The organism is Aureimonas sp. Leaf454 (genome assembly GCF_001424685.1).
Taxonomy (GTDB): Bacteria; Pseudomonadota; Alphaproteobacteria; order Rhizobiales; family Rhizobiaceae; genus Plantimonas.
The window spans coordinates 978,539-1,004,387 of the sequence record NZ_LMQT01000001.1; the positions used below are offsets into that span (position 1 = coordinate 978,539).

Annotated in this window: 17 protein-coding genes; 11 read left to right on the forward strand and 6 right to left on the reverse strand. The window is 68.8% G+C overall.

Annotation, left to right across the window (positions count from 1 at the left end):
• Nucleotide 1 precedes the first annotated feature (1 nt).
• The 5 genes from nirD (at nucleotide 2) to ASG43_RS04405 (ending at nucleotide 6,460) form a co-directional block, all read left to right on the forward strand.
• Complete coding sequence (gene nirD, locus ASG43_RS04385) at nucleotides 2–382, forward strand: nitrite reductase small subunit NirD (protein ID WP_244487961.1); 381 nt, start codon at nucleotides 2–4, stop codon at nucleotides 380–382.
• A 10-nt stretch (nucleotides 383–392) separates the two neighbouring features.
• Entirely contained in the window at nucleotides 393–836 is a 444-nt protein-coding gene (gene cynS, locus ASG43_RS04390) for a cyanase (RefSeq protein WP_056500580.1), read from the forward strand.
• A gap of 1 nt (nucleotide 837) precedes the next feature.
• Nucleotides 838–3,510 (forward strand): nitrate reductase, encoded by a 2,673-nt coding sequence (locus ASG43_RS04395; protein ID WP_056500584.1) that lies wholly within the window; start codon nucleotides 838–840, stop codon nucleotides 3,508–3,510.
• A complete protein-coding gene (cysG, locus tag ASG43_RS04400; RefSeq protein WP_056500586.1) occupies nucleotides 3,482–5,008 on the forward strand; it encodes a siroheme synthase CysG in 1,527 nt (508 codons plus the stop codon). The genes ASG43_RS04395 and cysG overlap by 29 nt, the downstream gene beginning before the upstream one ends.
• Before the next feature lie 186 nt (nucleotides 5,009–5,194).
• The gene (locus ASG43_RS04405; RefSeq protein WP_056500589.1) at nucleotides 5,195–6,460 is read left to right on the forward strand and encodes a DUF2254 domain-containing protein; all 1,266 of its coding nucleotides are present in this window, start codon (nucleotides 5,195–5,197) and stop codon (nucleotides 6,458–6,460) included.
• Nucleotides 6,461–6,472: 12 nt separating this feature from the next.
• Here the strand turns inward: ASG43_RS04405 and ASG43_RS04410 are convergent, their stop codons facing one another.
• Complete coding sequence (locus ASG43_RS04410) at nucleotides 6,473–7,939, reverse strand: UdgX family uracil-DNA binding protein (protein ID WP_056500590.1); 1,467 nt, start codon at nucleotides 7,937–7,939, stop codon at nucleotides 6,473–6,475.
• 245 nt (nucleotides 7,940–8,184) lie between these two features.
• Here ASG43_RS04410 and aqpZ point away from each other — a divergent pair, with 245 nt between their 5' ends.
• The 3 genes from aqpZ to ASG43_RS04425 all read left to right on the forward strand — a co-directional run bounded on the left by aqpZ (nucleotide 8,185) and on the right by ASG43_RS04425 (nucleotide 10,409).
• Entirely contained in the window at nucleotides 8,185–8,913 is a 729-nt protein-coding gene (gene aqpZ / locus ASG43_RS04415) for an aquaporin Z (protein ID WP_056500593.1), read from the forward strand.
• 152 nt (nucleotides 8,914–9,065) lie between these two features.
• A complete protein-coding gene (locus ASG43_RS23435; protein WP_244487962.1) occupies nucleotides 9,066–9,632 on the forward strand; it encodes a hypothetical protein in 567 nt (188 codons plus the stop codon).
• Between the two features lie 3 nt (nucleotides 9,633–9,635).
• On the forward strand, nucleotides 9,636–10,409 hold the full coding sequence (locus ASG43_RS04425; protein ID WP_056500595.1) for a type II CAAX endopeptidase family protein: 774 nt from the start codon (nucleotides 9,636–9,638) through the stop codon (nucleotides 10,407–10,409).
• Nucleotides 10,410–10,427: 18 nt separating this feature from the next.
• Here ASG43_RS04425 and ASG43_RS04430 read toward each other — a convergent pair whose 3' ends face one another.
• Together ASG43_RS04430 and ASG43_RS04435 are read right to left on the reverse strand one after the other, a co-directional pair.
• On the reverse strand, nucleotides 10,428–11,096 hold the full coding sequence (locus tag ASG43_RS04430) for a hypothetical protein (protein ID WP_056500598.1): 669 nt from the start codon (nucleotides 11,094–11,096) through the stop codon (nucleotides 10,428–10,430).
• Nucleotides 11,097–11,382: 286 nt separating this feature from the next.
• Nucleotides 11,383–12,627, reverse strand: coding sequence for a putative DNA modification/repair radical SAM protein (locus ASG43_RS04435; protein ID WP_056500600.1), 1,245 nt, complete (start codon nucleotides 12,625–12,627; stop codon nucleotides 11,383–11,385).
• Nucleotides 12,628–12,853: 226 nt separating this feature from the next.
• On the opposite strand from ASG43_RS04435, the gene ASG43_RS04440 reads away from it, so the two are divergent.
• On the forward strand, nucleotides 12,854–13,273 hold the full coding sequence (locus ASG43_RS04440; protein ID WP_244487963.1) for a BA14K family protein: 420 nt from the start codon (nucleotides 12,854–12,856) through the stop codon (nucleotides 13,271–13,273).
• A gap of 183 nt (nucleotides 13,274–13,456) precedes the next feature.
• Here the strand turns inward: ASG43_RS04440 and ASG43_RS04445 are convergent, their stop codons facing one another.
• The 3 genes from ASG43_RS04445 to ASG43_RS04455 all read right to left on the reverse strand — a co-directional run bounded on the left by ASG43_RS04445 (nucleotide 13,457) and on the right by ASG43_RS04455 (nucleotide 17,324).
• Nucleotides 13,457–14,266, reverse strand: a complete 810-nt coding sequence (locus ASG43_RS04445) for a xanthine dehydrogenase family protein subunit M (protein ID WP_056500607.1) — start codon at nucleotides 14,264–14,266, stop codon at nucleotides 13,457–13,459.
• Between the two features lie 128 nt (nucleotides 14,267–14,394).
• The gene (locus ASG43_RS04450) at nucleotides 14,395–16,740 is read right to left on the reverse strand and encodes a xanthine dehydrogenase family protein molybdopterin-binding subunit (protein WP_056500610.1); all 2,346 of its coding nucleotides are present in this window, start codon (nucleotides 16,738–16,740) and stop codon (nucleotides 14,395–14,397) included.
• Between the two features lie 89 nt (nucleotides 16,741–16,829).
• A complete protein-coding gene (locus tag ASG43_RS04455; RefSeq protein WP_056500613.1) occupies nucleotides 16,830–17,324 on the reverse strand; it encodes a (2Fe-2S)-binding protein in 495 nt (164 codons plus the stop codon).
• A 414-nt stretch (nucleotides 17,325–17,738) separates the two neighbouring features.
• On the opposite strand from ASG43_RS04455, the gene ASG43_RS04460 reads away from it, so the two are divergent.
• Together ASG43_RS04460 and ASG43_RS04465 are read left to right on the forward strand one after the other, a co-directional pair.
• Nucleotides 17,739–19,757: an autotransporter assembly complex family protein gene (locus ASG43_RS04460; protein WP_244487964.1), complete on the forward strand. Its 2,019-nt coding sequence runs from the start codon at nucleotides 17,739–17,741 to the stop codon at nucleotides 19,755–19,757.
• Between the two features lie 2 nt (nucleotides 19,758–19,759).
• Complete coding sequence (locus ASG43_RS04465) at nucleotides 19,760–25,717, forward strand: translocation/assembly module TamB domain-containing protein (RefSeq protein ID WP_056500617.1); 5,958 nt, start codon at nucleotides 19,760–19,762, stop codon at nucleotides 25,715–25,717.
• Nucleotides 25,718–25,849: the final 132 nt, after the last annotated feature.

The window sequence follows — 25,849 nt, forward strand, 5'->3', positions numbered from 1 at the left end:
GATGACCACGACGACGACCATGAGCGGATCGGGGACCGGAACCTGGACCACCATCGGCAATGTCGCCGACATCCCCCGGCGCGGCGCACGCTGCGTGACCTCGCCGCTCGGCCGGATCGCCGTCTTCCGCACGATGGAGGACGAGATCTTCGCCACGGAGGACCGCTGCCCCCACAAGGGCGGGCCGCTTTCCCAGGGCATCGTCCATGGCGGGGCCGTCACCTGCCCCCTCCACTCCCAGGTGATCGCGCTCGACACCGGCCTCGTCCTGGGCCCGGACGAGGGGCGCGTGCGCACGTTCCCCGTGCGCGTCGACAGGGCGACCGGAGCGATCGAACTGATGGTCGCGCCGCAGACGGCTTTTGCCGAAGCGGCGGAATAGGAGACACGCGATGCTGTCGAAGAAGGACGTCACCGAGCTCGTCTACCAGCGCAAGCGGCAGGCCGGCCTCAGCTGGGCCTCGATCGCCGAGGGCATCGGCATGAGCGAGGTCTTCGTGACCTCCGCCTGTCTCGGCATGAACGCCCTGCCGCGCGACAAGGCCGATCTCCTCGCGGCCCATCTCGGCCTGCCCCAGGAGGCGGCCGTCGTGCTCGCGGACTCCCCGACCAAGGTCTGGGACCGCCAGGTGCCGACCGACCCTTGCATCTATCGCTTCGTCGAGATCGTCGGCGTCTACGGCGACACGCTGAAGGAGCTCATCCAGGAGAAGTGCGGCAACGGCATCATGAGCGCGATCGACTTCCACATGGAGGTCGAGAAGGTGCCGCACCCGAAGGGCGACCGGGTCGAGATCCGCATGAGCGGCAAATATCTCGCCTACAACAGCTGGTGACATGAACAAGCCGGCCGAGACGGGCGCGACCCGCACCACCTGCCCCTATTGCGGCGTCGGCTGCGGCGTCCTCGCGACGCCCCGGCCGGACGGCTCCGTCACCATCGCGGGAGACGCCGAGCACCCCGCCAATTTCGGGCGGCTCTGCTCCAAGGGATCCGCGCTCGCCGAAACGCTGATCCCGGACGACCGGCTGCTTCACCCCCGCATCGGCCGCGTCCGCGCATCCTGGGACGAGGCGCTCGATCTCGTCGCGACGCGCTTTCGGGCCGCGATCGACGGCTACGGGCCGGATTCCGTCGCGCTCTACGTCTCCGGACAGATGCTGACCGAGGACTACTACGTCGCCAACAAGCTGATGAAGGGTTTCGTCGGCTCGGCCAACATCGACACGAACTCGCGCCTCTGCATGGCCGCCTCCGTCGCCGGTCATGTCAGGGCCTTCGGCTCCGACACCGTGCCCGGCACCTACGAGGACCTCGAGGAAGCCGACCTCGTCGTCCTCGTCGGCTCCAACCTCGCCTGGTGCCATCCCGTCCTCTTCCAGCGCATCCTCGCGGCCAAGGCGCTCCGGCCGACGATGAGGATCGTCGTGATCGATCCGCGCGAGACCGCGACCTCGGCCGCAGCCGATCTCCATCTTCCGATCCGGGGTGACGGCGACGTCGCGCTCTTTCTCGGCCTTCTCGCCCATCTGGAAAGCGAAGGCGCGATCGACGAGGCCTATGCCGGCGCCCACACGACCGGCCTCGGCGCCGCCCTCGCCGCGGCCCGCCCCTTTGCCCATCCCGGCCGTCTCGAAGAGGCGACCGGGGTCGATCGAAACCGGCTGGAGACCTTTTTCCGTCTCTTCGCCGCGACCGGGAAGACGGTCACCGTCTACAGCCAGGGCGTCAACCAGTCGGCCTTCGGCACCGACAAGGTCAACGCGATCCTCAACTGCCATCTCGCCACGGGCCGCATCGGGCGGCCCGGCATGGGGCCCTTCTCCGTGACCGGGCAGCCCAATGCCATGGGCGGACGCGAGGTCGGCGGTCTCGCCAACCAGCTCGCCGCCCATATGACGATCGAGGACCCCGCCCATCGCGAAATCGTCAAGCGATTCTGGAACGCGCCGACGATCGCGGAAAGACCCGGCCTGAAGGCCGTCGAGCTCTTCGAGGCGGTTGCCGACGGACGCATCAAGGCGCTCTGGATCATCGGCACGAATCCGGTGGACTCACTGCCCGATGCCGACGGGATCCGGTCCGCCCTCGCCGCCTGCCCCTTCGTCGTCGTCTCCGACATCGTCGCGAACACCGACACGATGGCCTTCGCCCATGTCGCCTTGCCCGCGACCGGCTGGGGCGAGAAGGACGGGACCGTCACCAATTCCGAACGCCGGATCTCGCGCCAGCGCGCCTTCCTCGCGGCCCGCGGCGACGCGAAGCCGGATTGGTGGGCGCTGGCCGAAATCGGCAAGCGCCTCGGCCATCCCAAAGCCTTCGCCTTTCCGAACGCCGCCGCGATCTTCCGCGAACATGCCGCTTTGTCGGCCGACGCCAACGAGGGCACGCGCGACTTCGACATCGGCGGCCTCGCCGATCTCACCGACCCCGACTACGCGGCGATGGCGCCCGTCCGTTGGCCGGTTCGCCGCGGCGGCATCGGCACCGAGCGCTTCTTCGCCGAAGGCGGCTTCTTCACCGGGGATCGCAAGGCGCGGCTCGTCGCCGTCCAGGATCGGCGGGAAGACCCGACCTCGCAGGAGCACCCCTTGCTCCTCAACACCGGCCGCATTCGCGACCAGTGGCACACGATGACGCGCACCGGCCGCTCGGCCCGCCTGTCCGCGCACATGCCCGAGCCGTTCTGCGAGATCCACCCACACGACGCGGCGGCGAACGGCATCGCGGAGGCCGACCTCGTCGAGATCTCCAACGATCGCGGCAGCGCCATCCTGCGCGCGCTCGTGACCACGAGAGCCCGGCGCGGCGCGGTCTTCGCGCCGATGCACTGGACGGATGAATTCGCGGCGAAGGCGCGCGTCAACGCGCTCGTCGCGCCGCGCACGGATCCGGTCTCGGGACAGCCCGCCCTGAAGGCCGCGGCGGTCCGGCTCACGCGCTTCGACGCGGCCTGGCACGGTTTCGCCGTGTCCGTCCTGAAGCCCGAAACGACCGGCGCGGACCATTTCGCCCTCGCCCGCGCGCCCGGCGGCTGGCGGGTGGAACTGGCCGGCCGCGTCGCGCCCCGAGATGCCGATACCCTCGCCCGCCGGGTTCTGCGTCTCCCTGAAACCGCTGACATCCTTTCCTATATGGACGGAGCCGGTCACCGCCGCATCGCCGCCTTCGCCGGCGGTCGCTTTCTCGGGGCGCTGTGGATGGGGAACGGGCCGGTCGCGGTGTCGCGCGCCTATGCCGTCTCGTGCCTCGCAGGGGCCGCGCCGGAATCGGCCAAGCGCTTCCGCATCCTCGCCGGCCGGGCGGGTGCCGAGAGGCCCGATCCCGGCGCGCTCGTCTGTTCGTGCTTCGGCGTCGGCGCCGACGACATCCGCCGGGCGATCGCCGGTCCGGACTGCCGGAGCGTCGGCGATGTCGGGCGACACTTGAAGGCCGGGACGAATTGTGGCTCCTGCAGGAGCGAGATCCAAGGGTTGATCGATGCGAAGCCTGTCACAGAGCCCGTCTGACGAGACCGCCGGCGCAAAGCGCCCGCAGCGCATGGGCGAGCTCAGCGTCCTGCCGGTCTTCTTCGATCTCAAGGGAAAGCGCGTCGTCATGGCGGGCGGCGGGGACGGCGCGGCCTGGAAGGCCGAGCTGATGGCCGCGGCCGGCGCCAAGGTCGATCTCTACGAACCCGCCGAGGATCTCGGCGAGGAGATGCGGATCGTCCTCGCCCTGTCCTTCCCGGACGGCGAGATCCGCCACCACGACCGTCCCTGGGCGCTCGACGTCTTCGCAGGCGCGTCTCTCGCCGTCGCCGATTGCGAGACGATGTCCCAGGCGCAGGCCTTCTTCTGCGCCGCGCGCGGGGCCGGCGTGCCGGTCAACGTGATCGACAAGCCGGCCTTCTGCCAGTTCCGCTTCGGCACGATCGTCAACCGTTCGCCGGTCGTCGTCGGCATTTCGACGGACGGCGCGGCTCCGATCCTCGGGCAGGCCATCCGCCGCCGCATCGAGACGCTGCTGCCGGCCACCCTCACCGGCTGGGCGAAACTGGCGGCGAAGGTCCGCGCCGAGGTCATGGACCGGCTCGAGGCCGGCCCCTTGCGCCGGGCCTTCTGGGAGCGTTTCTCCGACGAGGCCTTTACCCGCAAGAGCCCCGACGGCGCCGCCGAGACCGATATCCGGCGCTTCGTCGGCGACCTCGCCGCCCGTCCCCAGGCCGGCGGCCGCGTGACGCTGGTCGGCGCCGGTCCCGGCGAGGCCGAACTCCTCACGCTGAAGGCCGTGCGCGCCCTTCAGGCCGCCGACGTCATCCTCTTCGACGACCTCGTTTCCGACGACATCCTGGAGCTCGCCCGCCGCGAGGCCAAGCGCATGCTCGTCGGCAAGCGCGCCGCCCGCGATTCCTGCCGGCAGGAGGACATCAACCGGACGATGGTGCAGTTCGCCAAAGCGGGCAAACACGTCGTGCGCCTGAAGTCCGGCGACGTCTCCGTCTTCGGCCGTTCCGGCGAGGAGATCGCGGAGCTGCGCCGCGAGGGCATTCCGGTGAAGATCGTCCCCGGCATCACGGCGGCGTCCGCGCTGGCCGCCGGCTTCGGCGTGTCCCTCACCCACCGCGACTGCGCCCAGCAGGTCCGCTTCGTCACGGGCCATTCCAAGAAGGGTGACCTTCCCGACGACATGAACTGGGAAACGCTGGCCGACGACCGCGCGACCTCGATCTTCTACATGGGCGGGCGCATGGCATCGCGCATTTCCATGAAGCTGATCGAGCACGGCCTGTCGCCGCACACGCCCGTCGCCGTCGCCGCCTCGATCAGCCGTGAGGACGAGACACGCGCCGTGGGCACCCTCGCCGAACTCGGCGCCATCGTCGCCCGGATCGGCGTCGACCGTCCCATCCTCATCGGCGTCGGCCGCGTCTTCGCCGATTGCGAGGCCGAGGTGCTGGAAGGTTTCGAGCCCGAACGCGAGGGCGGAGCGGTGGAAGTCTCGCGGCTGAAGGCGCGGATGGGATAAAGGCGACAGGGGCCCGCAGCGCTCTGCCTGTCCAGCGCGTCTCCGACGTCCCGACCATTCTCTCCAATCGTTCATCTGCCCCATCGCCCTTGTCGTCTCCGGCGCCATCTCTGCCCGGATCGCCATCTGAGCCGGGGACCGCCACATGCCGACGACCGTGATTCCATCTTCCTGCCGGCTTCCATCGTGACCGCCCACTGGCGTTGGGCGCTCGGCCAGATCACGCGGCGCGTCTGGTTCCGGGCGAGTCTGTTCTCGGTGCTCGCGGTCGTCACGGCCTGTCTCGGGATCTGGCTGAGCCCGTTCATCCCGGCCGATATCCCTGCGCAGATCGGCTCGGATGCGGTCGACAACATTCTCGGCATCATCGCCTCCTCGATGCTGACCGTGACGACCTTCTCGCTGTCCACGATGGTCGCCGCCTATTCCGCCGCCACGAGCAACGTCACGCCCCGCGCGACGAAGCTGATCATGGAGGACTCGACCACCCAGACCGTGCTCTCGACCTTCATCGGCTCGTTCCTGTTCAGCCTCGTCGGCATCATCGTCCTGTCGACCGGCGCTTACGGTGACAGGGGTCGCGTCGTGCTCTTTGCGGTGACCATCCTCGTCGTCGTCTTTATCGTGGTGACGCTCCTGCGCTGGATCGACCATCTCTCGCGCCTCGGCCGGGTGACGGAAACGACGCAGCGCGTCGAGGCCGTCGCCATCGCCGCCTTGCGCCGGCGACGGGACGCGCCTTATCTCGGCGGGCGGGCGCGGGCGGACGGGGGCGCCGCGCCGTCGGAGCGGGGACGCGAGATCGCGGCCGGGGACATCGGCTATATCCAGCATGTCGACATGACGGCCCTGTCGGCGATCGCGGAGCGTGGCGGCGGGGAGATCCGTCTCGACGCCATTCCCGGCACCTTCGTCGATCCCACCCGCGCCCTGGCGACGAGCTACGGCCTTTCGGGCGAGGACGACGCGCAGCGCATCCGCGCCTGCTTCACGATCGGCGACGTCCGGTCCTACGACCAGGACCCGCGCTTCGGGCTCTCGGTCCTTACCGAGATCGCAAGCCGCGCGCTCTCCCAGAGCATCAACGATCCCGGCACCGCCATCGATGTCATCGGCCGCGCCTTGCGCGCGCTCGCGGTCTGGGCGGAGCCGCCGTCCCGCGACGTCGAACTGGCCTATTCCCGCATCCACGTCCCCGCCATCACCGTCGCCGATCTCTTCGAGGACGTCTTCGGCCCGCTGTCGCGCGATGGTGCGGCCCTGCTCGAAGTCGGCATCCGTCTCCAGAAGACCTGTCTCACGCTGGCCCGCCTCGGCCGGGAGGATTTCGCCGTCGAGGCTCGCCGGCATTCGCGCCTCTCGCTTGCCAGGGCCGAGGCGGCGCTCGTGCTCGACGAGGACAAGGCGGTTCTGCGCTCCCTCGCGGCGGAGGTGGCGGCCACGCAGCGCTGACGCGCGGGGCCGTCAGGCCAACGCGATTTCCGGCACGGTGCGCCGCACGAGGCCCATGTCGGCCGCGAAGGCCTCCGTTTCGCGTGCCTGCGCCTCCGGGTCGGGAAGGCGCAGGATATAGGCGGGATGAACGGTGACGAGAAGCTTGGTCGTCGGGTCGAGGTCGATCAGGCGCGAACGCGTGTCGCGGATCGTGACGCTCTTGCCGAGGACGGAGGCCGCCGCCGTCGCGCCGAGCGCGACGATCAGCTTGGGTTTCACGATGTCGCGCTCGATCTCCAGCCAGAACCGACAGGCGCGGACCTCGCCGACATTGGGCTTCTGGTGGATGCGCCGCTTGCCCCGCGGCGTGAACTTGAAGTGCTTCACGGCATTGGTGACGTAGGCCTGAGCCCGGTCGATCCCCGCCGTCGCCAGCGCCTGGTCGAAGACGCGGCCGGCCGGGCCGATGAAGGGCTCGCCCGCGAGATCCTCCTGGTCGCCCGGCTGCTCGCCGACGAAGATGACCGGCGCGTGGTCCGGCCCCTGGCCGAAGACCGTCTGCGTCGCCGGCTCCCAAAGCGGGCAGGCCTTGCAGGCCTTGGCCTCCTCGCGCGCCGCCTCGATCGTCGCCGGCTGGTTGCCCGTCCGCGGTTCTGCCGCCACCTTCGCCATCTCGTCCCGCTCCGCCTGTCTCTCGTGACGAAAACTCGGCAGCGTCGGCGCGGTTTCCAGCATGCGCCGCGATGCCGCCTCCGCCCCGCGGATCAACGGCTCGATCAGCTGAGCCTCGGGCAGATTGTGCCAGTATTTCTTCGGCATCTCCGCCTGCATCGCCTTCACCTTGAGACGCGCGGGATTGAAGATCGAGGCGTAGTAGGTGAGCCACAGCGCCTCCATGTCGTCGTCCTTCGGGCGATCCTCGACGGAGGCGGCCGGGCCGAAGGTGAGATCCGCCCCGTCCCAATGGGCCGAGCGCTTCGGCGTCAGGATCGACCAGACCATGCCGGTGAAGCGCCGGACGAAGAAGGGCGCGGTCCGCTCCACGATGTGGTGCGTCGGCTCGAACCAGGCGATGTAGTGCCGCGTGCCGTCCTCGACCTCGATCTCGCGGAAGCGCACGAAAGCCTTCATCTTGTGGCTGTCGCGCCGCACCGCCTTGTCCATCTCCACGGCAGCGATCACGTCGTCGTCGGAGGCGACGTCGAGCAGCCCTTTCTCCGACTGCAGCCGCCAGAGCAGCCGATAGGCGAGATCGAAGCGTTGGGGATCCGAGTGGCAGACGACGCGGCCGGCAAGCTCGGGAAAGGCCTTCGCCACCGTCACGCGGCGCGCGGGCGCCTGGGGTCGCGCAGGAAGCGGCTCGGCGAAGAGGTTGGCGACATCCTCGCCGACCGCGAAGCTCATCGCCTCCGGAGGGATCCCGAGCTCGACGGCCGTGCGGGCCGCCTCACGCCAGCCGTCGTAATCAGCGGGATGGGACAGGCGGGCGACATACATGGGAGGATCCGGAGCCATTGCTCCGTCTGAAACTGGGAGCGGCCCCGGCATTCGCAATGCGCGGCGACGTCGCGTAGCGGCCCGGCCGTAGCGCGGCCGTCCTGCCGGCGACCATCCCACCCTCATAACGTTAAGTTAAGATTTGAGAACAGAACCCTTGATTGACGTAAGGTTGTGTTGCACGATCCACAGCGGGGACAAGCAGAGACCGGGCCCGCCAACGGGCCGGATGGGGGGATGCGAGCATGATGCGAAAGCTGGCAGCCGAGGCCTTCGGCACGTTCTGGCTGGTCTTCGGGGGCTGCGGAAGCGCGGTTCTCGCAGCCGGCTTTCCCGACCTCGGCATCGCCTTTGCCGGCGTCGCGCTGGCCTTCGGCCTCACCGTCCTCACCATGGCCTACGCCGTCGGCGGCATTTCCGGAGGCCATTTCAATCCCGCCGTGTCGCTCGGCCTCGCCGCCTCTGGCCGCTTCCCGTTCGGCGAACTCCTGCCCTATTGGGCGGCGCAGATCCTGGGCGGGCTCATCGGTGCCGCCGTCCTCTACGCCATCGCCTCGGGAAAGCCGGATTTCGTCGCGGGCGGTTTCGCGTCCAACGGCTATGGCGTGAATTCGCCGGGCGGCTATGGCCTCGGCGCGGCCTTGATCGCGGAGTTCGTGCTGACGGCAGCCTTCCTCGTCATCATTCTCGGCGCAACCGCCAAGGCCGCGCCCGCCGGCTTCGCGCCGATCGCCATCGGCCTCGGCCTGACCTTGATCCACCTCATCTCGATCCCGGTCACGAACACCTCCGTCAATCCCGCGCGCTCGCTCGCCGTCGCGGTCTTCGCCGAAAACGGCGCGATGGGCCAGCTCTGGCTTTTCTGGATCGCGCCGCTCGCGGGAGCCGTCGCAGGCGCTTTCATCTGGCGCTACGTCCTGTCGCCCGGCGAATCTCCCCGCGGCATCGGCGGCGACGACACCCGGGCGCCCTGACGGACGAGATGGAGCCGGTCGTCCACGCGTGCCGCGTCAGGCGCAGGCAGCGGCCAGGGTCCCATCCTCCCGGCGCGATCGCCGCGTGATTGCAAGCCTCGGTGAAGATACGCTACACGTGGATTGCAGTGACCATGGAAGGAAGGCGCCCCATGCGAACGTTCGCGTTGACCGTCTGCGTGGCCCTGGCGAGTGGAACGGTAGCCGCCGAAGCGGCGGTTCCGTTCTTCAACGCCTCGTGCCCCGGGAAGATCGAAGTTCATGCCGACGAGGGAGGTCCGATCTACATCGGCGGCAAGGAGGCGCGGCTGAAGCGCTTCAACGAGAACTACTACGAGGCCCGCTCGGGCAACGTCACCGTCTCCTTGACCATCCGGCCCGACGGCAGCCCCGATGTCTCCTATACGGGCAAGGGCGGTGCGAACGGGGTCTGCCAGATCAAGGCGGCGCCCGGCGCAGGGGTCCGGTCAGGCGATCGCACCTTCGACGATCCACTGCCGCAACGTCGCGGGGGCCGGACGGCGATGGGCTCGCTGCCCGCCTTCTGCCGGGGAGAAGCGTCGGATGAGTTCGACGTCCGGCCCAGCGAGATCACCACCAACATGGCCTTCAAGGCCGGGAACCGCATCGTCGTGCAGGGGAACTATCCCGACGGCAAGCGGACGCAATTCTTCAACTGCTGGTTCGATGCCGACGGCGATTTCGTTTCGGTGAACTGATCCATGATGACGTCGCGGCACGAGCGACCCCGTGCTGCGGACGCGAGCCGAGCGACGGACCTCCCGTTCTGCGACGGGGTGCCCGTTCGGCTGGCCGGCCGGGACTGGATCGTCGTCCTGGCCGCCACGCTGGCGGCATTCGGCATCCTCTCGCTCTCCCCTGCCGGGATGCTGTCCGGCGCTCTATCGATCCTCCCGGCGATCCTCTTCACCGGGCTGCCCCTCGCTGCCCTGGCCTTCGTGTCCGGAGGTCACGCAGGTGCCCTGTTCAAACCCTATGGCCTACGCGCCTTTGGCCAATCGGTGCTGTTCGCCTTCGCGACCATCACCGCATCGCTGGCGGTCGCATCGGTGGTCCAGACCTTCGCTCCGCTGCAGCCGAACGCCGTCGCGGATGTCCTGGCGACGATCGGAACGTTCGATCTCGTCGTCTTCCTCGTCCGGACCTTCATCCAACTGATCGGCGAGGAGCTCACAACGGTCCTGCCGCTGCTCGCGGTCGTGTGGATGTGCCGCGCGAGGTTCGGGTTCGGCCACCGGGCCAGTCTCGTGGCGGGCGTCGCGGTCTCGACGACGTGGTTCGCGGCCTTGCATCTGCCGACCTACGGATGGAACGTCCTGCAGTGCTTCGCCGTGATCGGCACTGCCCGGCTCGTCCTGACATGGGCGTATCTGCGAACCCGGAACCTCTGGGTCTGCGCCGGGGCGCACATCATCAACGACGGGTCGATCTTCGCCATCGGCTATGCGGGCAGCCATCTCCCCGTGGGGGTCTGATCGGCGGGCGGGTCGCCGTCACACCGGGGAAACGAAGGGCGCGACAGCCAGGGTGATCAGGATGAAGAGCAACGCGCCGACGAACACGGTCGCCAGCACGCGCACGAACGCCGCGACATGCCCCACACCCGCACACAGCGCGAACCAACGTGTTTCCACGGCGATGTACCAAGCGAAGCCCACGGCCAACGTCGCGATGGTGACGATCAAGGCCGTCGTCGTCGCGTAACGCACGCTCGTCATGGCGAGGTCGAAGGCGAGAGCAAAGGGCGCCGCGACGTAGCACTGGCTGTAGAAGGACGGGCGCAGCGTCTCGCGCGTCAGCGCCTGCGCATCCCTGCGGACGCGCTGGATCGCCATCATCAGCGGAAGCAGGCTGAACATGACGGCTCGCAGGAGAAGGAGGTTGCGCTGGTCCGCCAGTGCCCCGGTCAACTCGGGCCCCGGCACTGCGAAGCGCAGTTCCACGACATGCGCGATGATCAGGGTGAGGAACAGGAAGATGGGCGGGCTGAGGGCGGCCGAGAAGCGTGATGTCGGATCGGCGGCGAGCTCGGCTTCGGCATAGGCGATCATGCGGATCGGATAGCGAACGCATTTCCAGAACGTCAGTGGGTAGAACAGGAGCCAAGAGACCACCTCGTAGAGCAGCTCCTCGATGGACTTGAGGAGGTTCATCAGGTCCATGCACTACGCTCCATCGGCGCGAACGGTCGGATGACATCCGCTACCTTACGATCCAACTCCGCGCGTGGATATGTCCGCAAGCGTCGCCTCGGATGCGCTCCACGGTGTCACCGCGTCGGCATCCGCCGACAGCCTCGACGGCTTGCTCGACTGCTCTTCCAGCCAATGCAGGACCATCGAACGGCAGCCAGGTCCCGGCCGATCCGGTCTGATCCACCCGCGCATCGCACGTCCCCGGATGACATTGGTCCGCAGCACCCAATCGGCGACCCGATCGCTGACGCCGTCAGAAGAGGCTCAGCTGCTGCGCCGGTTTCGGACGCGGGGTGAAGTCGAGCTTCAGGTCCGCCTTGTCCGTCAAACCGCCCGGAGTCCAGTCGAGAGCGGTGAGGAACGGGCGCACCTTGGCGATGGACTGGCAGAGCTTGGCGACGTCGTCGAGGCGAAGGGTGCGGTGCCGGCGTGTCGAAAGGATCCGCTTCACGGCCTTGGTGCCGAGTCCGGGCACGCGCAGCAGCATTTCCTGATCGGCCTTGTTGACGTCGACCGGAAAACGTTCGCGGTGCTTCAGCGCCCAGGCGAGCTTCGGGTCGATCGAAAGATCCAGCATGCCGTCCTCGCCGCCCGAGACGATCTCGCCGCGATCGAAGCCGTAGAAGCGCATCAGCCAGTCCGCCTGATAGAGACGATGCTCCCGCATCATCGGCGGCTTCTGGAGCGGCAGGCGCGAGGAGGCGTCGGGGATCGGCGAGAAGGCGGAATAGTAGACGCGTTTGAGCTGGTAATTGCCGTAGAGATTCTCCGACCGGCCGAGGATCGCGTCGTCGTCCGACCCGTCGGCCCCGATGATCATCTGCGTCGACTGTCCGGCCGGCGAGAAGCGCTGGGGCTTTGCCCGGTCCTTCGCCTCGCCCTTGTGCTCCTCGATCTTCGCCCGGAGATGGCCCATGGAGCGCCGGATGTCGCGCGGGTCTTTTTCCGGCGCGAGCGAGGTCAGCGAGATGTCGGTCGGCAGTTCGATGTTGATCGACAGGCGATCGGCGAAGAGACCGGCCGTCTCGATCAGCTGGGGCGAGGCGTCGGGGATCGTCTTCAGGTGGATGTAGCCGGAGAAGTTCTCCTCCAGCCGCAGCTTGCGCGCGATCTCCACCATCTGCTCCATCGTGTGATCGGAGTTCTGGATGATGCCGGAGGACAGGAACAGGCCCTCGATGTAGTTCCGCTTGTAGAATTCCATCGTGAGCTTCACGACCTCGGCCGGCGTGAAGCGCGCGCGGGCAACGTTCGACGAGGAGCGGTTCACGCAGTAGACGCAGTCGTAGATGCAGAAGTTCGTCATCAGGATCTTGAGGAGCGAAATGCATCGCCCGTCCGGCGCATAGGCATGGCAGATGCCGGACCCTTCCGTCGAACCGATTCCCTTGGTCTTCTCCGACGATCGCCGCACCGTTCCGCTCGAGGCGCAGGAGGCATCGTACTTCGCCGCGTCGCTGAGGATCGCGAGCTTGTCCATGAGCGTCATCTTGGCCATGGAAGGCATATAGCGTTCGCACTCCGTTCCGCCCACCTGCCGCGGACGGGAGCATGTGGAAACCCGGCCCGGAGCCTGTGGCGGATTGCCGCTTTGGGTCATCAGCGGATCGCATGAATTCCCCGTCATGATGGAACGTCCGCCTTACGAGATCCATTGGAAGCGCACAGGGACGAACAGGCCCCCCGACGGGATCGGGAGCGGCCATTGGAGGATGCGCGTTTTCATGAAGATGCTGATCAAGGCCGTGACGACCTTCGCCGTCGTCGCGACGAGCTTCGTTTCGCTCGCACCGACGCCGGCCGAGGCGCAGGGGTTCCGCGAGCGCCAGCGCTATGTCGAGCGCTACTGCGCCCGCAACCCGCGTGACCGCGATTGCCGCGAATTCCGCCGTGATGCCCGCCGTTGGGACAATCGACGTTACCAGCGTTTCGCGCGCGATCGTCGCGACATCCGGGGCGATGCGGCGGCGGCTGCGATCTTCGGACTCGCGGTCGGCGCGATCGCGGGCGGTGCGGCGGCATCGAGCGGCGGGGGCAACGATCGCAACCACATCCAGCGCTGCCTGAACCGCTACCGCTCCTACGATCCCGCAACCGACACCTATCTCGGCAATGACGGTCGTCGTCGCGCCTGCAACCTCTGACGCCTGATCCTTCGAAAGAAAGCCGGCCGATGCGCAGAGCATCGGCCGGCTTTTGCATGTCTCATGGGATGCGGCGCGGGCGTGAGGCGCCCTGGAGTGCCTTCATCGTCCGCCGGACCGCGCCCCGCCGAGCAAATCGACCGGCCACGACAATGGGGGGCACAGGCGCCCCCGTTGCCGATCTCAGCCCTGGCCGAGGGCCTTCTTCACGGCCCGCTTCGTCACGACCTTCACGAGGTTCGCCCGATACGCGGCGGAACCGTGGAGATCCGACAGCATGTTGTCGGTCGTCACGCTCAGAGCGTCCACGGCGGAGGGATCGAAATTCGCGGAAAGGACGGACTCTGCCTCCGTCCAGCGGAATGCGCCGCCCTGTCCGGCGCCCGTCACGCCGATGCGCGCCTCGCCGCCCCGCCGCGCCGCGAAGACGCCGCACATGGCGTAGCGCGAGGCGGGATTGCGGAACTTCTCGTAGCCCGAGGCGTCGGGCGCCTCGAAGGACACGCCGGTGACGATCTCGCCGTCGTCCAGCGCGGTCTCGAACATGCCGAGGAAGAACTCGTCCGCGGAATAGGTGGACGTGTTCGTGTGGATCGTCGCGCCCATGGCGAGCAGGGCCGCGGGATAATCAGCGGCGGGATCGAAATTCGCGACGGATCCGCCGATCGTGCCCATGTGGCGGACGGCGGGGTCGCCGATGACGCTGGCCAGATAGTGGAAACCCGGCGCGATCGCCTCGATGCCCTCGTGCGCCGCGATCTCGGCATGGGTCGTGCCGCCGCCGATCGTCACCGAACGGCCCGAGACGCTGATCCCGGTCTTCAACTCCGCGACGTGGCGAAGATCCACGAGGTCGGACGGCGCGGCGAGGCGCTGCTTCATCGTCGGGATCAGCGTCATGCCGCCCGCGAGGTATTTCGCGTCCGCGCCGCCCGAGAGAAGCGAGGCCGCCTCCGAAAGCGAGGTCGGGCGATGGTACTGGGTCTCGTACATGTCGAATTCCTTTTGATGCTGGCCGGGTCTTCGCGCATCCCCGTCGGGGAGATGGAGCCGCGCGGCCGAGGAAAGGGATGGCGGTGGCGGATCGGCGGGGCAGCGGCGCCCGACCGATCCGGCCCGCTTCAGGATACCGCGTTCAGCGCCTTCCAGACCTTCTCCGGCGTCGCCGGCATGGAGAGGTCGTTGTTGCCGATCGCGTCCGTGATGGCGTTGATGACGGCCGGCGGCGATCCGATCGCCCCCGCTTCGCCGCAGCCCTTCATGCCAAGCGGGTTCGACGGCGAAAGCGTCTCGGTGGTCGAGACCTGGATCATCGGGAGGCTGGAGGCGCGCGGCATGGCGTAGTCCATGTAGGACGCGGTCACGAGCTGGCCTGTGTCGTCGTAGACCGTGCCCTCCAGAAGCGCCTGCCCGATGCCCTGGGCGACGCCGCCATGGACCTGGCCCTCGACGATCATCGGGTTGATCACGCGGCCGAAATCGTCGGCGGCGATGAACTGGATGATCTCGGTCGCGCCGGTCTCGGCATCCACCTCGACCTCGCAGATGTAGCAGCCCGCGGGGAAGGTGAAGTTCTGCGGATCGTAGAACGCGCCTTCCTTGAGGCCCGGCTCCATGCCGTCCGGCAGCTTGTGGCCGGTATAGGCGTTGAGCGCGACCTCGTGCCAGCCGAGCTTCTTGTCCGTGCCCTTCACGCGCACTTCGCCATTCGCGATCTCGATGTCGCCCTCGTCCGCCTCGAGCAGGTGGGCGGCGATCTTCTTGGCCTTGGCCTCGACCTTGTCCAGCGCCTTGACGATCGCCGACATGCCGACCGCTCCCGAGCGCGAGCCGTAGGTGCCCATGCCGAACTGCACCTTGTCGGTGTCGCCGTGGATCACCTGGACATTGTCGACGGGCAGTCCGAAGCGCTCGGCGATCAGCTGGGCAAAGGTCGTCTCATGGCCCTGGCCATGGCTGTGCGAGCCGGTGAGGATCTCGATCGTGCCGACCGGATTGACGCGGACCTCGGCCGATTCCCAGAGGCCGACGCCCGCGCCGAGCGAGCCGACCGCCTTGGAGGGCGCGATGCCGCAGGCCTCGATGTAGCAGCTCATGCCGAGCCCGCGCAGCTTGCCGTGCCGGGCGGCTTCCGTCCGGCGGGTCTCGAAGCCCTCGACGTCGGCCGCCTTCATCGCGGCGTCGAGCGAGGCGTCGAAGTCGCCGGCGTCATAGGTCATAATGACCGGCGTCTGGTGCGGGAAGGAGCGGATGAAGTTCTTGCGGCGGAATTCGGCCGGCGAAAGACCGAGTTCGCGCGCCGCCGTCTCGACGGTCCGCTCGACGACGTAGGTGGCCTCCGGCCGTCCGGCGCCGCGATAGGCGTCGACCGGCACGGTGTTGGTGTAGACGGCCCGGACATTGGCGTGGATCGCGGGGATGTTGTACTGGCCGGACAGGAGCGTCGCGTAGAGATAGGTCGGCGTCGCGGAGGAGAAGAGCGACATGTAGGCGCCCAGATTGGCGATCGTGTCGACCTTCAGGCCGATGATCCGGTGATCCGCGTCGATCGCCATCTCGACCTCGGTCACGTGGTCGCGGCCATGCGCGTCCGTGAGGAAGGCCTCCGTGCGGTCGCTCGTCCACTTCACCGGGACGCCCGTCTTCTTCGAGGCCCAGAGGCAGACGATCTCTTCGGGGTAGATGTAGATCTTCGATCCGAAACCGCCGCCGACATCGGGCGCGATCACGCGCAGCTTGTGCTCGGGCGCGACGTTGTAGAAGGCGCTCATCACGAGCCGCGCGACATGCGGGTTCTGCGAGGTCGTCCAGCAGGTGTAGTGATCCTCGGCCGGATCGTAGAGGCCGAGCGCGGCGCGCGGCTCCATGGCGTTCGGAACGAGGCGGTTGTTGACGATGTGGAGCTTGGTGACGTGGGCGGCCTTGGCGAAGGCGGCCTCCGTCGCGGCCCGGTCGCCGATCTCCCAGTCGAAGACGACGTTGTCGGGCGCCTCGGGATGGAGCTGCGGCGCGCCCGGCTGGATCGCCTTGGAGGCCTGCGTCACCGCGGGCAGCTCGGCATAGGCGACCTCGACGGCCTCGGCGGCGTCGCGCGCCTGCGCCTTGGTCTCGGCGACGACCACCGCGACGGCCTGGCCGACATGGCGCACCGTGCCGACCGCCAGCGCCGGCCAGGCGCCCATCTTCATCGGCGAGCCGTCCTTGGAATTGACCGCCCAGCCGCAGATGAGGTTGCCGATGCCGTCCGCCTGGAGCTCCGCACCGGTGAGGACGCCGATCACGCCCGGCATCGCCATGGCGGCGGCGCTGTCGATCGAGGAGAAGGTGGCGTGGGCATGCGGCGAGCGGACGAAGGCCGCATACTTCATGCCGGGCACCGTCATGTCGTCGACGTAACGCCCGCGACCGGTGATGAACCGTCTGTCTTCCTTGCGCAGAACGCTTGCGCCGATGCCTTCGATACCCATGCCAGAAACCTCCCAGAGTTCAGCGATCGCGGGCGGCGGCCGTTTTCCGGCGCTCGTCCCGTCTCGGATGATGCGTCGTCGCCGCGGCCTTACTCGGCCGCGATGCGCTGGTCGCCGGAGCCGCTCTTTTCGGCGGCCGACAGGATCGCCTTGACGATGTTGTGGTAGCCCGTGCACCGGCAGATGTTGCCTTCGAGCTCCTCGCGGACCGTCTTCTCGTCGAGATCGCCGTCATGCCGGCGGATCATGTCGACCGCGGTCATGATCATGCCCGGCGTGCAATAGCCGCACTGCAGCCCGTGATGCTCGCGGAACGCGGCCTGGACGGGGTGCAGCTCCTGCCCGTTGGCGAGGCCTTCGATCGTGACGACCTCCGAGCCGGAGGCCTGGACGGCGAGGATCGTGCAGGACTTCACCGCGCGTCCGTCGATATGGACGACGCAGGCGCCGCACTGCGAGGTGTCGCAGCCGACATGGGTCCCGGTCAGTCCGAGATTGTCGCGCAGATATTGGACGAGAAGCGTGCGGTCCTCCACCTCACCCGTCATCGTCCGACCGTTCACGGTGATCGAAACCTGGCTCATGCACGTCCTCCCGTCATTGACGAGCGGGCCGGGTTCACCGCCGGGCGGTCCCAAGCTCCGCACTTCGAAGTCTGCGGCGGCGGCGCAAGGGGCACCGTCCGTCTCGGCGCGAACACTGCCCCGAGCCCGGAACCGCGTCCAGCAGATTCTAGAACTATTCCATGCGACCAAGGGCGCAGGGAGCGCCGCCCGACGACGGCCGGACCCTTAGCCGTCTGTGTCACACATCGGGCACAACCCGCGGACCGAATGACCGCGATCACGATGAGGTCAGCGCCGGGCAAGGCGTTCGGTGTTGTTATTTCAAACTTTACCCGCATCCTTAAGGCTCGCTTCGGGAGTGGCGGGCCGGACAGCGATCGTCCTTCGTCTTTCTCCAGACGCTGACATGACGTTGAGTTGTTCGAGGTGTGCGTGGCCCTTTCCCAGTCGAAGATCAGGAGCGTTCCGCTTCGCCGCGACGGGACGGCCAAGGCCGGACCCGCGCTTGCGCGTCGCGGTCTCATCGTCCTCGTTCTCGGCTCCGCCCTTGCTCTGTGCGCCGCGCCCGGCGCCGGCGCCTTCGAGATCTTCGGCTTCAAGTTCTTCGAAAAAGACGAGGACACCGCCGACATCGTCGATCCCGTCCGCTACACCGCGACGCTCACCGTCCTCGGCGCCGAAGACGAGACCACCGAGGACCTGAAGGAAGAGCTCGAGGCCGCCTCGACCCTCGTCTCCGACGCGGACGATCCGGTGTCCGGATCGCTCGGGCTCCTGTCGAAGGCCAAGGGCGACCGCAAGCGCCTCGTCGCCTCGCTCTATGAGAACGCCCGCTACGAAGGCCTCGTGACGATCCGGATCGAGGGCTCCGATATCGCCGACCTCGCGCCCGACGCGAAGTTCGACACGTCGGGTGGGCCGGTTCCCGTCGAGATCACCGTCGATCCCGGCGCGCTGTTCACGCTGGGCTCGGTCGACATCACGGCGGACGGCACGCCGGTTCCCGCCGATGCGACCGAACTCGCGCCCGGGGGAACGGCCGAGTCCGTCCGCGTCCTGCGCGAGGAGGGCCGGCTCTTCGAGCGCCTGCGGAGCGAGGGCCGCCCCTTTGTCGCCGTGACCGAGCGCGACGTCGTCGCCGACGGCGCGACGAAGACCCTCGACTACCGCCTCGCCGTTTCGCCGGGCGAGCCGGTGCCCTTCGGCGAGATCTTCGTGGAGGGCGCGCAAGACGTCGATCCCGGCTTCATCGCCTACATGGCCGGCATCGAGCAGGGGAAGGTCTTCACGCCGGAGGACCTGAAGAAGGCCCGGGAACGGCTCCTGAAGCTCGACGTCTTCTCCAGCGTGACCGTTCGCGAGGGCCAGGCCGAGGCCGCCGACGGCACGCTTCCCGTCCAGATCGAGGTCGGCGAGCGCAAATTCCGCTATTACGGCGTCGGCGCGACCTATTCCAACACCGACGGCGCGGGCGTTTCGGGCTATTGGGGCCACCGCAACCTCTTCGGTCGCGCCGAATCCCTGCGCCTCGACGCCTCCGTTTCGCGGATCGGCGCGACCGCCGTCAGCGACACCGTCCGCGAGACCGACGAATTCGACTACCGCGTATCGGCCGTCTTCAAGAAGCCGGGCGTCCTCGGTCCCGATTCGGTCTATGTCGGCTCGATCGAAGCCGTCAGCGAGCATCCCCTCGCCTATGACCGCGATTCCATCGCCGCGACATCGGGCGTCCAGTACGAACTGACCGACCAGCAGACGATCGAGGCGCGGATCCGCGGCGAGTACGAGGAGATCACCGATTATCTCGGCACCGAGGACTTCCTGATCGCCTCGGTCCCGATCACCTACACGTTCGACGGCCGCGACGACAAGCTGAACCCGACCAAGGGCTTCCTCGCCAAGCTCTACGCCGAGCCCTCCTACGAGATCGGCGAGGGCACGCCCTTCCTGAAGGCGCGCGGCGATCTGTCCGCCTATCTCTCGCTCACCGAGAGCAACCGTTTCATCCTCGCGGGCCGCCTCGCCTACGGCTCGATCTTCGGCGCGGATCTCCAGGACATCCCGAACGACCGCCGCTTCTATGCCGGCGGCGGCGGCTCGGTGCGCGGCTACGGCTTCCAGACGATCGGGCCCTACTATCCCTCGTTCCCCCGCCCCGGCGGCGACCCCTCCTTCGTCGACACGCCGACCGGCGGGCTCTCGCTCTTCGAGGCATCCGCCGAAGTCCGCGTCGGCGTCACCGAAAACATCCAGATCGTGCCCTTCGTCGATGCCGGCGCCGTGTCGGACGAACTGACGCCGGACTTCTCGAACCTCAAGATCGGCGCGGGCATCGGCGCGCGCTATCTCACGAGCTTCGGCCCGATCCGCGTCGATGTCGGCATCCCCCTCGATCCCGGACCGCGCGACGCCGACTTCCAGATCTATGCCGGCATCGGACAGGCTTTCTGATCATGACCAGACGCTTCTCCGCCGCTCTTCGCTTCGCCCTTCTCGCCCTCGCGCTTCTCGCACCGGCCACGGGCGCGAGCGCGCAGGCCTTCATCGCCAATCAGATCGAAAACCTCCTCTCCTCCGACACGACCAAGGTGGAGATCGAGGGGCTGACGGGCGCCCTGTCCGGCGCGATCCGGATCCAGCGCGTGACGATCGCCGATCCGCAAGGCGTCTATCTCACCGCGACCGACCTCGCCATGGACTGGTCGCCGCTGGCGCTCGCCCGCGCCAATGTCGAGATCCAGGCGCTCACCGCCGGCAGCATCGTCCTGGAACGCCTCCCCGAAGGCGCGCCGGCCGACCCGAACGAGGAGAGCGGCGGCTTCAGCCTGCCCTCGATCACGGCCAACATCGAACGAATCTCGCTCGGCGAGTTCGTGCTCGGACAGGCCATTGCCGGCGTGCGCGCCCGCCTCTCGGCCGAAGCCCGGCTCGTCCTCGACGACGATCCGACCAAGCTCGACGTCTCCGCCAACATCACCCGTCTCGACCAGCCCGGCCAGATCGCGGCGACCCTCGTCTTCGCGCCGGACGAGAACCGGCTGGAAGTCGCCGTCGATGCGAGCGAGCCGGCCGGGGGTCTCGTGGCGACGCTCCTGGCGCTGCCGGGCGCTCCCGCGGTGAACCTCAAGATCCAGGGCTCCGGCCCCCTGTCCGACTTCATGGCGAACGGCGCTCTGACGGTCGGCGACGAATCCGCCGCGACCCTCACCGCGCAGGTGACCGACACCGCCGAAGGCCGCCGCATCTCCGCCGCGCTCGGGATTTCCGCCGAACGCTTCGTGCCGGACGCCTATGCCGCCTATGTCGACGGCGGCGTCGATCTCGACGCCCAGGTGCTGATCCGCAACGACGGCGTCATCGCCATCGATCAGGCCTCGCTCGCCTCGGGCCGGATCAACGCCACGGCCTCGGGCACCTATGACGGCACCGGTGCGGGCAACGCGCTGACGATCGAGGTGTCCGGGCGCGACGGCGGCACGATCCCGATCCGCCTCGGCGCGAACGACGCCAAGACCGCCATCGACATCGCCAGCCTCCGAGCCACGCTGAACGGCGCGCTCGCCGCCGCCGCGCTCGATGTGTCCGCGAGCCTCCCGACCGCCGGCTTCAGTGCCTATGTCGCGACGGACCTCGCCCTGTCCGCGGTCTCGCCGGCCTTCGACGTGAAGGCGCTGACGGGTCCCTTGAAGCTCGTCGCCACGGCGGCGTCGATGACCGCGCCGGACGGCGTCCAGGATCGCTTCCTCGAAGGCGCGATCCGCATCGAGGCCGACGGCGCGCTGTCCTCCGCCGGGCTGTCGCTGACGACCTCGAAGGTCTCGACCGCCGTCGCCAACGCCGCCTTGACGGGCACGGCCGCGCTGAACTTCTCCACCTTCGACCTGACGCTCGCCTCCGACTTCGAAACGCTCGCGCTCTCGGCCGCCGCGGTGCCGCTGGCCGGCGACCGGCTGAACGTCTCCGGCTCGGTCGCGCGGACCCCGGATGGCGCGCTCGCCGCCCGCGACCTCGCCGTGCGCGGCACGGGCCTCGTCATCGACGGTTCGGTGAATCTCGCGAACGACACCGTCTCCGCCGACGTCACCGGCCGCATCGACGCCGCCGTTGCGGAGAATGCGGCGATCTCCGGCAAGGCCGAGTTCAAGCTCACCGCCGATGGCCCCGTCGCCCAACCCAATGTCGATGTCAGCCTGACGAGCCAGGGCCTTCGCGTGAACGGACGCGAGCTGGCAAACCTGAAGCTCGAAGCGCGCGGCGACTTCACCTCGGCCAGACCCTCCGGCACGGTGGATCTCTCCGGCACGCTCGACGGCGTTCCCCTGTCGGGCACGGCGCTCCTCGAAACGCTGGAGAACGGCGACCGCCGCATTTCCAATCTCGCGATCTCGCAAGGCCCGAACCGCATTTCCGGCGAGCTGCGCCTCACCGAGGCCGCCGCTCCCATCGGCCAGCTCGATTTCGCGGTGGCCGATATCGGGCCGCTGGCCGCCCTCGCCCTCCAGAAGATGAGCGGCGACCTCAACGGCACGGTCGGTCTGTCCATCAACGCGGCCGACTTCCCCGTCGCCGACGTCGACCTCACCTCCGAGCGCCTCGACGTCTCCGGCACCGTTCTCGAAGGCGTCGCCGTCGATCTCGCCGTCGAGGACTATCTCGGCCGGCCCTTCCCGGTGGGGCAGGTGCGGGGGACACGCGTTTCGGCTGGCCCCGTCGATGTCACGGCGCTCGTCCTCGACCTCACCCGCAGCGGCGACTTCACGCGCCTCGAAGCCCGGGCCGAGGCCAACGGCGCGCCGGTGACGCTGGCCGGCCAAGCCAATCTCGCGCCGACCGAGACGGTCATCGGCATCGATGCCCTCACCGTCGAGATCCCCGACGCCGCGGTCGCCCTCACGGCGCCGGCCACGATCACCATCCGCAACGGCACGACCGAGATCGGCAGGCTGGAGCTGAAGACCGGCGACGGATCGCTGTCGCTCGTCGGGCGAAGCGGCGCCACGCTCGACCTCGACGCGCGGCTCGACCGCGTTCCCGCAGCCCTCGCCAACCCGTTCGTGGCGGGCCTCGACGCCGCCGGCACCTTCACCGGCTCGGCGCGTGTCACCGGCTCGCCGGCCGCACCCGAAGCGGTCTTCGACCTGCGCGCCGAGAACCTCGCCACGAGCCAAACGCGGGCGGCGAACCTGCCGGCGCTTCAGGCCGTCGTCGCCGGAACTTACGCGAGCAACATCCTCACCCTGCGAACCGCCGACCTCGACGTCGGCGACGGCTCGCTGTCGGCGAGCGGCCGGGTCGGGCAGACCATTCTCGACCTCCAGCTGTCGCTCGACCGCCTGCCCGTCGCGCTTGCCAACGACTTCGTCTCCGGCCTCGGCGCCTCCGGCGAGATCTCCGGCACCGCGACCGCGACCGGCACGCCCGCCGAGCCGCGCGCCGCCTTCACCCTCACCGGAACCGGCATCACCGCGCGCGAAGTGGCCGATGCCGGCATCGCGCCGATCGAGCTCGATGCGGCCGGCCGCTACGAGGCTCGCCTCCTGACGCTGGAACGCGCGCGCGCCACCGTCGGCGCCGGCTCGCTCACCGCCTCCGGCACGGTCGGCGACACGCTGAACGTCGACGTCGCCTTGACGGACATTCCCGTCGGTCTCGCCAATGCCTTCGTCAGCGATCTCGACGCCACCGGCACGATCTCGGGAACCGCCAGGGCGACAGGGCCTCTCAGCGCCCCGAACGCCGATTTCGACCTCAACGGCAGCGGCATCGGCGCCCGGCGCATCGCCGACAGCGGCATTCCGCCGATCGACCTTCGCGTCGCCGGCCGGATGGTGGAAGGCACGGCAAATCTTCAGACGGCCGTCGCCAATATCGGCGCGGCCTCGCTGACGGCGTCGGGGACGGTCGGCAAGGTGCTCGACCTCCAGGTCCGGGCGAACGAAATTCCCGTCGGCCTCGCCAACGGCTTCGTGCCCGACCTCGAGGCATCCGGCACGATCTCCGGCACGGCGACCGCGACCGGAACGCTGTCCGCCCCGAATGCGGTCTTCGACCTCACAGGCAGCGGCATCACGGAACGGCGCGTCGCCGGGAGCGGCCTGCCGCCGGCCGAGCTTCGCCTCGCCGGACGATACGAATCCGGCACCGCGACGCTCCAGACCGCCACCGCGACGCTCGGGAACGCGTCGATCTCCGCCACCGGCACGGTCGGAGAGCGCCTCGACCTCGACGTGACCGCGCGAGAGTTCCCGGTCGCCGTCGCCAACGGCTTCGTTCCCGATCTCGGCGCTTCCGGCACGCTGTCGGGATCGGCGAAGGCGACCGGCTCGATCGCCGATCCCTCCGCCACGTTCGACATCGCGGGCCGCCGCATCACGACGGAAAAGCTCCGAGCCTCCGGCACGCCCGCCATCACGCTGGATGCGAACGGCACCTATGCCGCCGGCTCCGCGACGATCGAGGCGGCGCGCGCCACGATCGGAGACGGCTCCCTTTCCGCCTCCGGCACGGTCGGGGAGGTGCTGGACGTGGACGTCGCGCTCGATCGCCTGCCGGTCGCGCTCGCCAACGCCTTCGTCGCCGATCTCGGCGCGCGGGGCACGATCTCCGGCTCGGCCAGCGCCAACGGCATCCTTTCGAACCCGCAGGCGAGCTTCGACCTCACCGCGTCCGGCATCTCGACGCGGCAGACGCGCGAGGCCGGGGCGCCCGCCGTCAACGCGATCGCGCGGGGCAGCTTCGCCGCGGGCACCGCCGATCTCGAAACCGCCCGGATCGACGTCGGTCCCGGCCGCATCACCATTTCCGGCCGGGCCGGGCAAGAGCTCGACCTCGACGTCACCGTCGCCGATCTCCCCGCCTCCATCGCAGGAGCTGCCGCCGAGGGGCTGGATCCCCAAGGCACGATCGCGGGCCGGATCCGCGCGACCGGGCCGCTCGCCGCGCCCGACATCACGTTCGACGTGACGGGGCGCGGTCTGTCCGTTGCGCAGACCCGCAATGTCGGCGTCTCCGCCCTTTCCTTCGACGCCGACGGCCGCTTCGCCGCCAACGTCCTGACGCTCGATGCCGGTCTGTCCGGCAGCGGCCTGGAGCTTCGCGCCAACGGCACGGTCGGCACCGCCGGCACGCCGCAGCTGAACCTGTCCGTCAACGGCACCGCACCGCTCTCCATCGCCAACGCGATTCTCGCGGAGGGCGGGCGCTCGGTGCAGGGCACGGTCGCCGTCGATGCGACGATCCGCGGCACGACGGCCGCGCCGGACGTCAACGGCACCATCCGCGCGAGCGGGGCCTCCTTCGTCGACACCGGCTCCAACGTCGCGGTCAACAACATCGACGCCACGATCACGCTGGCCGGGCGCACGGCGACGATCAGCGCCTTCACCGCCGATCTCGCCGCGGGCGGCTCGATCGCCGTCACCGGGACGGTCGGGCTCGATGCCGGCTTCCCCGCCGATATCCGCGTCCGCGTGAACGAGGGGCGCTACAACGACGGGGAACTCGTCGCCGCGCAGGTGAACGCCGACCTCTCGCTCACCGGCTCGCTGATCGCGACGCCGCTTCTCGCCGGCACGATCGATGCGATCGAGATCAACATCCTCGTTCCCGACCGCCTGCCCACCTCGCTCTCCCGGATCGACGTCCGCCACAAGAACACGTCCGAAGCCGTCCGCAAGCAGGCCCGCGAGATCGCGCCGAAATCCTCCGGCGGCGGCGGCGGTGGCGGGATCGCGCTCGACGTCCGCTTCAATGCGCCGAACCGCGTCTTCGTGCGCGGCCGGGGCCTCGACGTGGAGCTCGGCGGCGCGATCACGATCCGCGGCACCGCTTCGGCCCCCGCCATCACCGGGGCGCTGGAGCTGCAGCGCGGACGCTTCAACATCCTCGCCAACCGCCTCGATTTCGAGCGCGGCATCCTCACCTTCAACGGCGATCTCCTGCCGACGCTGGATCTTCTGGCGACCTCCGACACCGGCGACGTCACCGTTCAGGTCTCGGTGACGGGCCCGGCGACCGATCCAAGCTTCAACTTCTCGTCCAGTCCCGCCCTGCCGCAGGACGAGGTGCTGGCGCGGCTGATCTTCGGTCAGGGAACCGCCGATCTGTCGCCGCTGCAGATCGCGCAGCTCGCCGAAGCCGCAGCCCAGCTCGCTGGCGTCGGCGGCTCGACGGGGCTCCTCGAAAACCTCCGCGCCCAGCTCGGCGTCGACGATCTCGACATCAAGACGAACGCCGATGGTCAGGCCTCCGTCGGTGTCGGGAAGTATCTCAACGACAATACCTATCTCGGTGTCGACTCCACCGGCCGCGTCTCGATCGACCTCGATCTCGGCGCGGGACTCAAGGCGCGCGGTGCCGTGTCGGCGACGGGCGGTGGAGAGGTCGGCGTGTTCTACGAAAACGAGTACTAGGGCAAAGGCGCTCCGGAGCCTCCCAAGTGCGCAAGCGGGTTCGAGTGTCCACGAAGGAGGGAGCCGCTTGCGACGGGCCTGGACGAGCCCGGACATGAGAACACCCCGGGCTCAGCCGGGGTGCCTGGGATC

Excerpts from the sequence above, each read along its gene's own strand:
- ASG43_RS04440 (WP_244487963.1), top strand. The coding sequence starts at position 12,854 with ATGAAGATGCTGATCAAGGCCGTGACGACCTTCGCCGTCGTCGCGACG.
- ASG43_RS04465 (WP_056500617.1), top strand. The coding sequence starts at position 19,760 with ATGACCAGACGCTTCTCCGCCGCTCTTCGCTTCGCCCTTCTCGCCCTC.
- cynS (WP_056500580.1), top strand. The coding sequence starts at position 393 with ATGCTGTCGAAGAAGGACGTCACCGAGCTCGTCTACCAGCGCAAGCGG.
- aqpZ (WP_056500593.1), top strand. The coding sequence starts at position 8,185 with ATGATGCGAAAGCTGGCAGCCGAGGCCTTCGGCACGTTCTGGCTGGTC.
- ASG43_RS04435 (WP_056500600.1), bottom strand. The coding sequence starts at position 12,627 with ATGGCCAAGATGACGCTCATGGACAAGCTCGCGATCCTCAGCGACGCG.
- ASG43_RS04395 (WP_056500584.1), top strand. The coding sequence starts at position 838 with ATGAACAAGCCGGCCGAGACGGGCGCGACCCGCACCACCTGCCCCTAT.
- ASG43_RS04455 (WP_056500613.1), bottom strand. The coding sequence starts at position 17,324 with ATGAGCCAGGTTTCGATCACCGTGAACGGTCGGACGATGACGGGTGAG.
- cysG (WP_056500586.1), top strand. The coding sequence starts at position 3,482 with ATGCGAAGCCTGTCACAGAGCCCGTCTGACGAGACCGCCGGCGCAAAG.
- ASG43_RS04410 (WP_056500590.1), bottom strand. The coding sequence starts at position 7,939 with ATGTATGTCGCCCGCCTGTCCCATCCCGCTGATTACGACGGCTGGCGT.
- ASG43_RS23435 (WP_244487962.1), top strand. The coding sequence starts at position 9,066 with ATGCGAACGTTCGCGTTGACCGTCTGCGTGGCCCTGGCGAGTGGAACG.
- ASG43_RS04450 (WP_056500610.1), bottom strand. The coding sequence starts at position 16,740 with ATGGGTATCGAAGGCATCGGCGCAAGCGTTCTGCGCAAGGAAGACAGA.
- ASG43_RS04445 (WP_056500607.1), bottom strand. The coding sequence starts at position 14,266 with ATGTACGAGACCCAGTACCATCGCCCGACCTCGCTTTCGGAGGCGGCC.
- nirD (WP_244487961.1), top strand. The coding sequence starts at position 2 with ATGACCACGACGACGACCATGAGCGGATCGGGGACCGGAACCTGGACC.
- ASG43_RS04425 (WP_056500595.1), top strand. The coding sequence starts at position 9,636 with ATGATGACGTCGCGGCACGAGCGACCCCGTGCTGCGGACGCGAGCCGA.
- ASG43_RS04430 (WP_056500598.1), bottom strand. The coding sequence starts at position 11,096 with ATGGACCTGATGAACCTCCTCAAGTCCATCGAGGAGCTGCTCTACGAG.